Here is a 13,124-nt window from a genome sequence, read left to right as displayed (position 1 = left end):
TTTCGTGGACAACCTACCGCATCTGAAGCGAGCGGATTTTGCGCGCGCTTGCCTGTAAAAGCTTGAAAGCCTCAAAACGCCCGTCATGCCATTTGGCGCGTTCGGCACCCGGCTTATTCACCTCTCCAAGCTCCGACATTGCTTGCATCGCGGAAGCCAGATCAGGATAGGCACCCGCAGCAACTGCACCCAGCATTGCTGAACCAAGCAATACAGGTTCCGGCGACGTGGAGGCTGCGATGACAAGGCCTGTCGTGTCGGCAAGCACCTGTCGCACCAGATGCGAACGCGCAGCTCCACCAGAAACCACGATGGTATCGGTCACGATCCCCTTTGCTTTCTGCGCCTCGACAATCTGCCGCGCACCATAGCCGAGGCCGCATAGCCCGGCGAGATAAAGTGCCGTCAGGCTATCGATTCCCGCATCGAGATCCAGCCCGGCAATGATCGCTCGCGCATCGGGATCAGCAAATGGTGCACGATTGCCAAGAAACTCCGGCACGACATGAATGTCGCCGATGATCGCAGCCGCTTGTTCAGCGCCGCCCCTCGCCTCGATTTCGGCAGCAAGACAGTCCGCCAGCCCCTTGCCTTGGGCCGTCGCCTGCATTTGAGCTTCCGCCGCGAAAGGATGCATGTGGATGAGATGATCGATAGCCGCACCCGCTGCCGATTGCCCGCCCTCGTTGAGCCACAGGCCTGGAACCATCGCCGAATAATACGGTCCCCAGACACCGTCCACGAAAACTGGCTGTTCAGTGGTTGTCATTGTGCAGGCCGACGTGCCGAACACATAGGCCATGCGCGACAGTATCCGGCCTTCCTCTCCGCGCGCACCAACCGTTCCAATCCCGCCGGCATGAGCGTCGATCAGACCGGCGGCAACCGCTGTACCAGGCACGAGACCAAGCTCTGCCGCGGCTTGATCGCTCAAGCCGCCAAGCTTCTCGCCACCAGCGCGAACGTCGGTTCCGATGCGGATGAAATTTTCATCCGCCAGTTCATCAAGCCCCACTTCACGGAAATAGGTTTCATCCCAGCGCTTTTCATGACTGAGATAGGTCCACTTGCAGGTGACCGTGCAGGCCGATCGGGCCAGACTGCCGCAAGATTTCCATGTAAGAAAATCGGTAAGATCGAAAAACTGCCATGCCGTAGCGAAGGTTTCCGGCTTGTTTTCCTTGAGCCAGAGCAGCTTCGGCGTTTCCATCTCTGGAGAAATTGCGCCGCCAACATAATCGAGAACCTTGGCCTTGGTGGCATTGATGCGCTCAGCTTGACCGACTGCACGATGATCCATCCACACGATTATATCGCGCGCTGGATCGCCGGATGGACCAACGGCAAGCGGCTTGCCGCCCTCGCCCAGCACCACGAGCGAGCATGTCGCGTCATAGCCGATACCGGCAATATCAGCCGGATCGACACCGGCAATTTCGACAGCTTCGCGCACACTTTCGCAAACAGCCTGCCAGATATTGGCGCTCGACTGTTCGACAATGCTGCCCGCCTCACGCCAGATAGCGATATCGCGCTTGGCCGAAGCAAGCATGGTACCGCTGGCGTCGAAAAGACCGGCGCGAGCGCTGCCGGTGCCGACATCGACGCCTAGAAAATAACTGGTCATGGTCACTCCCATTTAAAGATCGAGACTCTGAGGAAGAATGACCAGATCACGAATCGTGATGTTGCGCGGGCGCGTCAGCATGAACATCACCGATTCCGCGACTTCCTTCGGTTCCATCAGACTGCCATTAGCCAGCGCTTCATCCAGCTTTGCCTTCGGCCAGTCGCTAATAAGTGCGGTAACCACCGGACCCGGCAGAACGCCACCAACGCGGATACCGTGCGGGGCGACCTGACGGCGAACCGTATGCACGAAAGCCTGAACAGCGTGCTTCGAGGCCGTATAGATCGGCTCCCAGATCACCGGCACCACGCCGGCGACAGAGCTCGTCATGATGATGTCACCCGTCTTGCGTTCCATCATATGCGGCAGCACGGCATGAATGGTGCGGAACGCTGCGTTGATATTAAGGTTCAACATGCGGTCCCATGCATCCGGGTCGCCTTCCCACAGCGGACCACCGATATAGGCACCGGCATTGGCGTGAAAAACGTCGAGTTTGCCCGTCTCTGCGAGAATCTGCGGCATCATTGTGGCGACCGAAGCCGGATTGAGCAGATCAATGACCAGCGGTCTGGCTTTATCGCCAAGCTCTGCGCATTTTTCGTTTAGCGCCTTCTCGTCACGGTCGACAAGAAACACCGTCATACCCGCTTCGATCATGTGCTTTGCACATTCGAAGCCTATGCCAGAAGCCGCACCTGTGACGGCGCCGATTTTTCCGTTGAGATCCTGAGCCATTTTCAGTCCTTGTAGGTTTAGGCGCGACCGTGCGACTGGCGCGAGCGGCGGGCAAGGGAATCGACAATCACTGCAATCGCGAGCACAGCGCCTGTGATCATGTAACGAAGCGACGATGATAAATCGAGCAAGGTCAGACCGCTGGCAATCGATTGGATGACGATAATACCGAGCAGAGCCGACCAGGCGCTGCCGCGTCCGCCGAAAAGACTGGTGCCGCCGATGACTGCTGCCGCAATGGCATTGAGATTGACATCGCCGGTGCCAGCCTGCTGGCTGGAAGACGCGAGGCGGGCCGCAGCCAGAATGCCACCCGCAGCGGCCAGAACCGAACAGGTCATGAAGGCCGACATATAGATGAACTTCACATTGATACCAGCCCGGCGCGCGGCTTCGCGATTGCCGCCGACGGCCTGCATCGCACGGCCCCATTTCGTGCGGGTGAGCGCATAATTCAACGCAACTACCAGCGCAACGAACAGGCCAAACATCCAAGGCACGCCGCGCGACTGGTTGAGATAAAGCACCGCACCGCCGATAATGATCGTGATAACGATGGCTTTAAGCGCGATCCCGGCTGACGACGGCGCCGACAGTCCGGCCTCACGGCGACGCTGTGCGGAGCGGAACCCAGTGAAAAAGATGGCAAGTCCCGCAACCAACACAAGCGAATAAGACAGCGGACGCGGCATGACCAGAAGCTGGCCAAAGCTCACGAGCCAAGAGCCGTACGGTAGATTGATCGAGCCTGTGTTGCCGAGCAGATAAAGCTGAAGACCAAGCGCTGCCAGCAAACCGGCGAGCGTGGACACAAAGCTCGGCATGCTAAAACGGTTATAGAGAAATGCATAAAGCAAGCCGATCAAAGCCCCGGTGCAAAGCGCCGCAAGCATAGCAAAACCAACAGGCCAGCCATGATTGACCCAAAGCACGCCGACGATGGCTGACGCAAGTCCGCTAACCGAACCCACCGAAAGGTCGATTTCACCCAGCATCAGAATGCAGACGATACCGAGCGAAATCACGCCAATGGTCGAGCAGTCGAACAACAGGTTTACGAGATTGTTGCTCGATAGAAAAACCGGGTTCAACGTCTGGAAAACGGTCCAGATGATGACGAGACCGACGATGACCGGCAGCGATCCAAGATCGCCTGAACGAACACGGTCAAAGAAATTGCGCAGGGCGCCTGAAACGCCCTCATCATGGCGCACACGGGTGTCCTGACGGTCGAGAGGAGTATTTCCAGTTGCCTGATTCATTGTGCTTCTCCCCGATCATCGGCCTGACCGGCTTCATGCTGCGCCTGACGCCGTTCGGCACGGCGCGAAACGGAATTGCTGCTCGCGCCGGTAATGGCCGCGACCAGTTCCTCATTGGAGGAATCGGGGTAGAAGACACCGTTGTTTCGGCCAAGCCTCAGCACGACGATGCGGTCTGCAACCGCGCGAACATCTTCCATGTTGTGGCTGATCATCAAGACACCGAGCCCACGATCGCGGACGCGCTCGATGAGATCCAGCACTTCCGCCGTCTGCGCGACACCAAGCGCTGCGGTCGGTTCATCAAGCATGATGAGCTTTGGGTCGAGCAGCAGCGAGCGCGAAATCGCGACTGTCTGCCGCTGACCACCGGAAAGGGACGCGACCGGCTCACGCACGCTCGGGATACGGGCAGAAAGCTCGTTCAAAAGCTTCCATGCCTTTATTTCCATCGACACCTCGTCAAGACGATAAGGGCTCATCTCACGGCCGAGGAAAATATTGGCAACGACATCAAGATTCTCGCACAGCGCCAAGTCTTGAAAGACCGTCGCAATGCCAAGGTCGAGCGCCACACCTGGCGACGAAAGCACGACTTTCTCGCCATTGAATTCGATAGTACCGGATGTTGGTTGGTGAACGCCTGCCAGTGTCTTGATGAGGGTTGACTTTCCCGCACCGTTATCGCCCACAAGCGCGACGACTTCGCCCGGAAAGACTTCCAGATCGATATCGGTCAGCGCTGAAACGGCACCGAAGTTCTTGGATATGCCGCTCAGACGCAGCACTGGTTGCCGCGACGACGCGGTTGGTTTGTTTTCCTGGGACATGGTTCGCTTTCCCGGCATATCGCGCGATATGCCATTATCGCATGGAATCGCCCGACCGGAATTCCTGTCGGGCGTATCGTTGCTTACTTGGTGATCCCGAGCTTCTTGCAGCCTTCGGCATAACGGTCGACGCAAAGCGTTTCAGCGGAAACGATGTTCTTATCGATGATTTCAGCCTTAAGGTTTTCGGCCGTCACGACCACCGGAACGAAAAGCTTCGACGGCGTGTTGTAAAGCGTGGCTTCAGCCTTCGGGGTTTCACCGTTCAGGAGCTGGCCTGCAACACGTGCTGCTTCTGCGGCAACGATTTCAGACGGCTTGTTGATCGTGTTGTACTGATCGCCGGAAATAATGAGCTGCAGGGCTGCAATCGTCGCATCATTGCCGGTCACCGGCGGAAGCGGATCAATGCCAGCGGCCTTCATCGCAGCAATCGCACCGCCTGCGGTGCCGTCATTGGCAGCCACGACACCGACGATCTGATCGCCAAAGCGGGTAATCTGACCACTCGCCCACTGCTGAGCCTTGCTCGGTGCCCATTCTGGTGTGTCATATTCTGCAAGCGTCTTGTAACCGCTGTCCTTCAGACCGGCATGAATACCGTTCTTGATGAGGCCTGCTGCAGCATCGGTCGGCGAACCGTTGATCTGCAAAACGCCGCCCTTGTCGCCCGGCACACCCTTGTCCTTCAGGTGTTTGACCAGCGATTCCGCAATCGACTTGCCGATGGCTTCATTGTCGAACGACACGTAAAAATCAGACTGCGCATCGGGGATCGGACGGTCATAAGCGATGACCTTGATATCCTGCGACTGGGCAAGCTTGACCAGCGAGGCTGCCGCTGCCGTATCGACCGCGTCGAGCACGATCACCTTAGCACCTTGCGATATGACCGAGTTGAATTGCTGCTGCTGTTTGCTCGCATCGCCATCGGCATTGAGATAAAGCACCTTGCAGCTTTCGCAAATTTTCTTCATCTCCGCCGCGAAGCCCGGATAATCGCGCTCCTCATAGCGCGTCGATGCCTGGTCCGGCATCAGAAAGCCGACCACTGCATCCTTCACTTCCGCCTGAGCATTGCCAGCGAAAGACGATAGCACCACCGCAGCAAAAGCTGCCTTACCAAATATATTTTTCATGTCTCACTCCCATCGGGTTTTCAATTTTGTACTTTACGCGATCTTTCAGACGAACTTACTCGCTACTACACCCCATGTGTTCTCCCTACAGCGACCCTCAGCCCCTCAAACTCAGGTATTCCAACGCCACCTTGCTTTGCGGCGTACCAATCAAATCGAACTATGCTGACGGGGCTTTTTACGCACAAAGGGAAGCCTTTTCTGGCTTTGGCATGTGCGCGCCGCTCCTCTCGGCATACAATTATGGTGCACCATCGATAGTGCAGCATAACCATCGCTCACCACCCTGCATCTGGTCAAGAGGAAAATGACAGAGGAATAGATCGGATTACACCTTCCCCTACTTGCAGCAAACACTATCGCACCACTAATATCGGGACCCAACCAAGACAAAAAAGCAGGCTTGATGAGCATCTCCCGGAAAGCAACCATTTACGACATATCCGAACGCGCTGGTGTATCCGCATCGACCGTTGCTTCGGTTATGAATGGCTCATGGGAGAATCGAAGAATTACTAAAGCAACTGCAGACAGAATTCGAGTAATAGCGGTTGAACTCGGCTATACCACCAACCTTCAGGCACGTGGGCTGCGCATATCCAATTCCGGCATGATCGGCATGATCTTGCCTATGCTGGACAACCGATACTTCAGCTCCATGGCCGCATCGTTTGAAACGGTTGCGCGCTCACGGAATCTTATCCCCGTTGTAGCCAGCACATTACGCGATCCGCAGCAGGAACGCAGCACTGTGGAAACATTAATTGCCCACAATGTCGACGCCTTGTTGATCGCGGGCGCAACAGATCCAGACAGTGTCGCCGAACTCTGCGAAAGGGCTCATCTGAAACACATAAACGTGGACCTTCCCGGAAAGCATGGCGCATCCGTAATCAGTGACAACTATGACGGTGCACGCGTTCTGACGCATCAGATTGCCAGCCGCAGGTCTCATCGAACAGACAACGGCTTCTACTTCATCGGTGGCGTGGATAGTGACCACAACACGCGCGAACGTGTGCGCGGGTATAAGGATGAGCTGGCTGCGCTGGACATACCCGTTCACTCCGGCGCCATCATCACGAATGGTTATGGTCCTAATGCCGCCGCGATGACGATCCGTGAGATTTACGGCAGGTTGAACAGGTTGCCGGAGGCACTTTTCGTGAATTCGACGAGCCCTTTTGAAGGCGTGGTCAGCTTTCTCAAGACATTGCCAGTCGACGAGGTTAGGGAGTGCTCCATCGGTTGTTTCGACTGGGACCCGTTCATCGAAGTTCTTCACTTCCCAGTTGTAATGATCCGGCAGAATGTTCAAGCAATGATCGAACGCGCATTTGAACTTCTGGATGAGCCAACTCAAACAAAAGATTTGCGCGAAATGATACCGACAGAGCTCATTGTTCCCCGAGATATTTGAACTTCAGTATCGATTGTTTGCTCCCATTCGCAGCCTGACGGGTTTGCAACTATAGCGCTCAGCCACCAGCACACGTTTTCGAAAATCAAACAGTGCCAAATACCATTTCTCAATCGGCGAAGGTAAAACCCTTACCCCGAATTGCGTGCAAAGGCAGCACAATCCCTGCTTTCTTGGCCCGTCGTCTCAGCCGGCTCACAATAGTGTCCAAATGAGCATAGTTGAACTCATAGATATCTTCTCCGAGTGCATCGACCAGCGCATGCCGTTCAACTATAGCGCCACGCTCAGACAACAAACGGCTCAAGATCCGTTGTTCGGATGTCGTCAGCCGGAGACGTTGCCCCCGACCATCGGTGATGACCCAGCCGCTTTCCACGAGCGCCCATTGTGGGGAAGGAGACGATGACACTAAAGTGGACCGCTCCAGACGATTATAGAGCGCCATCACCGTCGCAGCGAGTTCTCGAACATCGACTGGTTTGACGAGATATGCATCTGCGCCCGACTCAAGACCATGAATACGATCATCGATGGAACCGCGAGCTGTCACCATAATAATGCCAACGGATTGCGATGCTCTCAAATGCGCTGCTGCGGACAGCCCGTCTTCTCCCTTCAGTCCGACGTCGAGAATAACAATGTCTGATGGCTTGGCTGCGTATGCTCTGTAAAGAGATATAGCAGATTCAAACCCGAGACTATTCAAGCCCAGATTGGTAAGCCCAAAGACCATTTCCTCGCGGAAGTCGTCGTCATCATCAACCAGATATACGAGAGGGATACTGCCGCCGCCGCCTTCACGTTTTCCATCGAAATTGAGACGATTTCGTAAGATATCTGACATTGTCGATCTCAAGCGTTTATGGCGTTACCGGTATCGGCTAAATTTCGGATATACAGATATACACGGGCAAGCAGAAGGGTTGATGTACTTGCTCCTTGATCGCGCGTTGTTTCCGGCCTTACCTCATACAGCAATGAAGCCTTCGGCGCATTATCCAGACGTCTCAGTTTTGTAGCCCGGCGGTCTCATTTGGCGTATTTGGACACCGTCGCTTCCAAATCTCAACAAATGTGCTCGAAGTTCCGGAACCAGCGGCTCAGCCAACCGCTCGCGTCGCGCCTCACCCGGCATCAAACCGAAACGTGCACGGAAACACCGCGAGAAATGGCCCGCGCTTGAGAAGCCATGTTCAAATGCGATCCTGGCAATAGATCTCGGAACTATATCTGTGCGCGTTATCTCAAGAAAAGCCGCGTCGAGCCGGCGATTTCTGATCACACCCGCAGTGCCGCCGTCTTCAGCAAACGCACGGTAAAGGTGTGCACGAGAGACATTGAAACGACGAAGTATCAAATCCAGACTAAGGTCGGGATTATTGAGATTCTGGTCGACGAAATCCAAAACTCGCTGACGTAAAGCGATGCTTAAGGGTCGAAGTTCGTCATCTTCGACTGGGCGGAGACCTCGCAAGGCTGCGGCCAGGATGGTAACCAGCGATTCCTGTATTGCAACAATTTGATCATTTGACAGATGCTCCCTCAGGCCATTCAATCCCTCAAGGTAAGCGGTGATCAACTTCGTCATCGGAAGATGTGCTTGCAATACCAGACCATGCAGGTTTACATGCCCTGTCGCCTTAGCCAGTATTCCACGCGGTATAAGGGCAGACAGTGTGCCCCCTGCACTCACATCACTCTGAAGAACTTGGGTTAGATCAAGGACGCAGATATCCCCGGGTCGGGCCGTCAGATTATTGTTAGCGAAGTCACCCCGAACTTCGCCTCCCGTTACAACAGCCACGAGGAATTGATCCAGACCACTCCATGCGATTATGCGTCGGTCGCGATTATATCGTTGGGCGTTGAATGTCACAGACGCAAAAGTGAAACCGGCAATTTCGCGAGACCTTATCGTGCCCTCCAGTTGGCCACCTGCGCTTCCTGGGATCGGTGTCGTTTCATAAAAGGGTCGGGAAGCCTCTCGCCAAAAGTCATTTCTCTGACAAGCCTCGACCCAGTCGGTCGAAACAACAATGTCCTGATCGGATTTGGCCTCACAGCAATTTTTCTTAATCGACATTTGCCGCCTTATCCTTCGAACCAAATGCGGGTCGAGGTGTGTGCGTTGTTATGATGCGTGTTTTAGTCTGCCGGATGCTCCGCACCAAGCTCGATCCCGGATCGACTCAGGCACAGCTTCCCGGCCGATACAAGGGCGAGACGATAGCGCCATATTATATCAGTAATGTCTAATGTTATTTCTGTTAATATTAATTTTCAACATTTTACAAAACAGCCTATTGATACGCTATAAGTATATTAATCAATGCTTTCTTATCGAATGCAAAACCGTGATCCTTTTGCTCATAAAATTTCTTACGTCCGGAGGGTAATGATGTCTAAATGGACAATAGCTGCGATGGTTTTATCTAGCACAACGTTCACAACGCCCGTCGTCTTCGAGGCGAAAGCTCAAACGACAGTAGAATGCCGATCCAGAGATTATAAATACGATGAATGTTATGCTGGCCCCTTGTCTAAACCTCAACTTATTCATCAGACATCAAGTGCGTCTTGCATATTGAACCGAACCTGGGGGTATAATCCGAAGAGCCGCTATATTTGGGTTGCTCAAGGCTGTTCTGGTGTATTTGCCGATGTTGGCGGTTATCATCACGGTCGTGGCGACGGATTTGATCCAGGCGCACGCCAGTATGATCATCGAGGCCATGACGTCGGCGGGATTGTGGCAGGTGCGGTGCTCGGTGCGATTGTTGATGGCATGTTAACCGAGCACAAGAATAAGCGTCGTCACACGACGAGTAACCACCGTTATACAGACGACTATAATGGTTGTCATGGTATTGGATGCAGTATTGATCGGCCCGAGAGTTCTGAGATCGATATGACGCCCCAATTCGACAGAAATGGGGAGCCAAACTACGACACCCACGGCAACTACATCGGATGTCATGGGGTCGGTTGCCTGGTTGACAATCCAGAATAGCACTCTTCTAGAGACAATAGACTGACAAGAGTTAGAACCCATATAAGTATTACAATTAATCCGGCGAGATTTAATAGGAATAGGCTCAGTTCCAGCGACTTCAATAAATAATTCAAGTGGGGATTGGATGGAAATCATCAGAATAAGGTACTTACTGCTCGCGTTTATACCCCTGGCAATCGCCGGTTGCGTTACAGCAGAGGAAGTAGATCAGGATACTTGCTCCTCCTTCGGGTTCCGACCTGGAACCGATGCTTTTGCAAACTGCATGATGGAACAAAGCGCACGACATGAAGAGGAAGAACAACGCGCTCAAGATCGGATTTATGCACAAGAACAGCGCGACCGTGAGCGCAAAAGGGAGCGTCGCCGCCGCGAAGAAAGACAGATCGATACAAGGTCCCAGTTTGATAAGGACGGCAATCCGAACTTTGACACACAGGGGAGTTACATCGGTTGCCATGGGATTGGGTGCGAGGTCGATAATCCGGATACTTCGTCTGGCGATGATAATTAAGAATGTGAACGGTATCGCGGCTTATGCCTGAAAGCAGTTTGACCCGCAAAAAGGCCAAGCCCAGACAGCAACTGGTGCCAAATCTATCGCCGATGACATTGGGGGTATCTGTGTCATGGCTAGCTTTAGTTGCTTGCCTTGGCTGGTGGATTTCCCACCTCGCACTCGCAGCCGAAACCAGGAATTTGGCTGCTAGTGCCGAGTATGAAGCCCAGACAACGGCGCGGATTGTCGACCGGCTGTTCACGGAAATGAACAGCGTTGCAAACATGGTTGCGAAGCAGAGCCGGGTAATCGAGCTTGCCTCTCGCTATCGGGTTGATCCTCCTGGTTTTTCAGAATTAACGCGGGAGGAACGGGCGAACATTCTTACGAGTGATCCAATGGTTCGCATGGTCGGCGACTTCATGACCCGGCTATCCGAAGATCTCAGCTATGCTCGTATCTATATGAACAACTTGTCACACGATACGCTGATATCCAGTCAATGGTCGGATTCCTTCAACATAGTGGGGCAGATTTATACCGGCCGGGCATATCTCATTGACGCCTTGCGCGACGGTAGCGGGCAATTATTCGGTATCGCTCGTTTAAACCGGATGCCATCCTACTTTGTTACCAGCCGGATCGAAGACATCAACGATCAGCCTTTGGGTTCGGTTACGGTGCGTTTCGACGCTCCGGTAATGGCACATTATCTGACAGGCCGACACATCGCATTGATCGTGAACCGCCAAGGACGAGTCACAACCGCCTCGTCTGAAACGTTCATGCTACGAAATGTGGCGGCGGTTCTGCCGCCGGAAACTCTGCAGCCTTCGAACAGTGACGAGGGCCCGGGAGAGGCGATGGCCGTACGTCAAGTTGCGCAAGCAGAAGAGGGCGACCAATGGATCATCGATGGCCACCCCTATCTGATACGGCGTCAGCCATTGACCAATGCGCGATACCAGTTGCTTACGCTCGCATCACTTGATCACTTGCCCTCCATGTGCCGGCAACATTTTGTAATCGCCGGAATCGTCGCGACCTTAGGCCTTGTGCTGATTATTCTTGCTGGCCGTGTGGCTGAGCATCGTACTGAACGTCGTCAGCGAGAAGAACAGGATCGCATTCTGGCCATCTCGCAGGCAGCGGAACGCGAACTGACAATCAAAGTTCGAGAGAGGACGGCAGAACTTGCCGAGAGCAATGCATCGCTGAAAGCTGAGGTGGAACGCCGCCGACTGCTCGAAACGAAGCTCAAACAGTCCCTTGATTCCGTTAATGAAGCTCTCGCACAACAACAGGACTTCGTAGCTGTGGTGTCGCACGAATTCCGGGGTCCATTGGCCGTAATTGCCGCTGCTGCGGATAATTTGCTAGTCTCGTTGGCCAATGGCTCTGACAGCATCAAATTGCGCATCGGCAAAATAAGCCGCACTGTTAAAAGAATGGCGCTGCTAATCGAAAACGTGCTGGCTGGTGGTCGGATTGATGCCGGACAATCGCAATCCGAGCACACGGAAGTCTTCGACCTTAACGAGATTATGCGAACAACCCGAATGGGGCTTGATGACATTGCCGCGGATCGTATTGATTTTGTTCACAACCACGAAATACCAGTTAAGGGTGACCGCATTCTTATAGAGATTGTGCTGCACAATCTGATCCAGAACGCGCTGAAATACTCGCACGCGACGACCCCCGTGAAAGTGCAGTTGTCGTCTGATGCAAGCACGGCTCTTATTTGTGTGACTGACCAGGGCAAAGGGGTCGCACCGGATGAGCGCGAACTCATATTCATGAAATACTTCAGATCGTCTACCCAAAGTACAACGGGCTTTGGCTTGGGACTATACATATCGCGCGAAATCGCCCGACAGAATGGGGGGGACGTCACACTGACGGCCAGCGACGCCAGAGGCTCGACGTTCTGCCTTTCGCTACCCATTCACGCAGAAACCGGGGCCAATACCATCCTGTTAGCGGATAAAGACAGTTCATCCGGCTGACTTCTTAAACTGTATGTATGGAATGACCGAGTAGTTGCTCCGAATGTCGGACGCTCTGCAGGCACTAATCGATCAAGCTTGGCAAATTGTGCAATCCGGGTTCGCTGAGACGGATGAAGTGACGTCGGCTCCGACGCGATACCTGAGAGCTGTCTGCGTCCGGATACAGTCAGTCCGTCAATGCTACTATCAGAAAAACAGCAAGGCAATGACAGGAAGTGACAGTTTCTGCAATTGCCTTGTGAGGTTATGCTGTTAAAAATATCAGTCACAAACATCCCATAGGTGAGGGGGATTTTGCAGAGCTCAGTATTTTCGCGCTACAACCATGCAGTTGCTTCTTAATAGTAATTTCGGGCCAATAAACCGAATTACTCATAAACCTCATAGAGTATGCATATCCAGTAATCTATTTATTCTTATTTCATAAGAAATATTATAGAGCGAAATAGAAATACTTTGAATTGGATCAGATTCGGAAGGGGGTCTCTTTGAGAACAAGGCAACAAAAGAGCGAAAATAAACTTTACAAAGAAATAACCTTCTTTCGTGGAGGTCGCATCGGCAAGTACAAAGGGGTC

11 protein-coding genes are annotated in these 13,124 nt (G+C 53.5%); 4 read left to right on the top strand and 7 right to left on the bottom strand.

The window, feature by feature from the left end; genetic code table 11:
- Positions 1-13 precede the first annotated feature (13 nt).
- The 5 genes from FJQ48_RS20120 to FJQ48_RS20100 all read right to left on the bottom strand — a co-directional run bounded on the left by FJQ48_RS20120 (position 14) and on the right by FJQ48_RS20100 (position 5,599).
- Entirely contained in the window at positions 14-1,627 is a 1,614-nt protein-coding gene (locus FJQ48_RS20120) for an FGGY-family carbohydrate kinase (protein ID WP_139976682.1), read from the bottom strand.
- 12 nt (positions 1,628-1,639) lie between these two features.
- Positions 1,640-2,368: an SDR family oxidoreductase gene (locus FJQ48_RS20115; RefSeq protein WP_139976681.1), complete on the bottom strand. Its 729-nt coding sequence runs from the start codon at positions 2,366-2,368 to the stop codon at positions 1,640-1,642.
- A 17-nt stretch (positions 2,369-2,385) separates the two neighbouring features.
- Positions 2,386-3,630, bottom strand: a complete 1,245-nt coding sequence (locus FJQ48_RS20110; RefSeq protein WP_139976680.1) for a sugar ABC transporter permease — start codon at positions 3,628-3,630, stop codon at positions 2,386-2,388.
- Positions 3,627-4,460, bottom strand: a complete 834-nt coding sequence (locus FJQ48_RS20105) for an ATP-binding cassette domain-containing protein (RefSeq protein WP_139976679.1) — start codon at positions 4,458-4,460, stop codon at positions 3,627-3,629. The genes FJQ48_RS20110 and FJQ48_RS20105 overlap by 4 nt, the downstream gene beginning before the upstream one ends.
- An 83-nt stretch (positions 4,461-4,543) precedes the next feature.
- The gene (locus FJQ48_RS20100) at positions 4,544-5,599 is read right to left on the bottom strand and encodes a sugar ABC transporter substrate-binding protein (protein WP_139976678.1); all 1,056 of its coding nucleotides are present in this window, start codon (positions 5,597-5,599) and stop codon (positions 4,544-4,546) included.
- Positions 5,600-6,005: 406 nt separating this feature from the next.
- Here FJQ48_RS20100 and FJQ48_RS20095 point away from each other — a divergent pair, with 406 nt between their 5' ends.
- The gene (locus FJQ48_RS20095; RefSeq protein WP_139976677.1) at positions 6,006-7,019 is read left to right on the top strand and encodes a LacI family DNA-binding transcriptional regulator; all 1,014 of its coding nucleotides are present in this window, start codon (positions 6,006-6,008) and stop codon (positions 7,017-7,019) included.
- 109 nt (positions 7,020-7,128) lie between these two features.
- Here FJQ48_RS20095 and FJQ48_RS20090 read toward each other — a convergent pair whose 3' ends face one another.
- On the bottom strand, positions 7,129-7,866 hold the full coding sequence (locus FJQ48_RS20090) for a response regulator transcription factor (RefSeq protein WP_139976676.1): 738 nt from the start codon (positions 7,864-7,866) through the stop codon (positions 7,129-7,131).
- Between the two features lie 150 nt (positions 7,867-8,016).
- The gene (locus FJQ48_RS20085; protein ID WP_139976675.1) at positions 8,017-9,105 is read right to left on the bottom strand and encodes a helix-turn-helix domain-containing protein; all 1,089 of its coding nucleotides are present in this window, start codon (positions 9,103-9,105) and stop codon (positions 8,017-8,019) included.
- Positions 9,106-9,420: 315 nt separating this feature from the next.
- On the opposite strand from FJQ48_RS20085, the gene FJQ48_RS20080 reads away from it, so the two are divergent.
- The 3 genes from FJQ48_RS20080 to FJQ48_RS20070 all read left to right on the top strand — a co-directional run bounded on the left by FJQ48_RS20080 (position 9,421) and on the right by FJQ48_RS20070 (position 12,543).
- Positions 9,421-10,032 (top strand): DUF3011 domain-containing protein, encoded by a 612-nt coding sequence (locus FJQ48_RS20080; protein WP_247870425.1) that lies wholly within the window; start codon positions 9,421-9,423, stop codon positions 10,030-10,032.
- Between the two features lie 127 nt (positions 10,033-10,159).
- Entirely contained in the window at positions 10,160-10,549 is a 390-nt protein-coding gene (locus tag FJQ48_RS20075) for a hypothetical protein (RefSeq protein ID WP_139976674.1), read from the top strand.
- 38 nt (positions 10,550-10,587) lie between these two features.
- Positions 10,588-12,543 carry an ATP-binding protein gene (locus FJQ48_RS20070; RefSeq protein ID WP_247870424.1) on the top strand — a complete coding sequence of 652 codons (1,956 nt, stop codon included), beginning with the start codon at positions 10,588-10,590 and terminating at the stop codon, positions 12,541-12,543.
- Positions 12,544-13,124: the final 581 nt, after the last annotated feature.

Origin of the sequence: Ochrobactrum sp. CGA5 (genome assembly GCF_006345815.1) — a bacterium.
Lineage (GTDB): Bacteria > Pseudomonadota > Alphaproteobacteria > Rhizobiales > Rhizobiaceae > Brucella.
Note: the sequence above shows the minus strand (reverse complement) of the source record. Positions and strands in the feature narration are given on the sequence as shown.

What these genes read in the sequence shown, in the direction of transcription:
- FJQ48_RS20075 (WP_139976674.1), top strand. Translation starts at nt 10,160, where the DNA reads ATGGAAATCATCAGAATAAGGTACTTACTGCTCGCGTTTATACCCCTG.
- FJQ48_RS20110 (WP_139976680.1), bottom strand. Translation starts at nt 3,630, where the DNA reads ATGAATCAGGCAACTGGAAATACTCCTCTCGACCGTCAGGACACCCGT.
- FJQ48_RS20080 (WP_247870425.1), top strand. Translation starts at nt 9,421, where the DNA reads ATGTCTAAATGGACAATAGCTGCGATGGTTTTATCTAGCACAACGTTC.
- FJQ48_RS20090 (WP_139976676.1), bottom strand. Translation starts at nt 7,866, where the DNA reads ATGTCAGATATCTTACGAAATCGTCTCAATTTCGATGGAAAACGTGAA.
- FJQ48_RS20085 (WP_139976675.1), bottom strand. Translation starts at nt 9,105, where the DNA reads ATGTCGATTAAGAAAAATTGCTGTGAGGCCAAATCCGATCAGGACATT.
- FJQ48_RS20095 (WP_139976677.1), top strand. Translation starts at nt 6,006, where the DNA reads ATGAGCATCTCCCGGAAAGCAACCATTTACGACATATCCGAACGCGCT.
- FJQ48_RS20120 (WP_139976682.1), bottom strand. Translation starts at nt 1,627, where the DNA reads ATGACCAGTTATTTTCTAGGCGTCGATGTCGGCACCGGCAGCGCTCGC.
- FJQ48_RS20105 (WP_139976679.1), bottom strand. Translation starts at nt 4,460, where the DNA reads ATGTCCCAGGAAAACAAACCAACCGCGTCGTCGCGGCAACCAGTGCTG.
- FJQ48_RS20100 (WP_139976678.1), bottom strand. Translation starts at nt 5,599, where the DNA reads ATGAAAAATATATTTGGTAAGGCAGCTTTTGCTGCGGTGGTGCTATCG.
- FJQ48_RS20115 (WP_139976681.1), bottom strand. Translation starts at nt 2,368, where the DNA reads ATGGCTCAGGATCTCAACGGAAAAATCGGCGCCGTCACAGGTGCGGCT.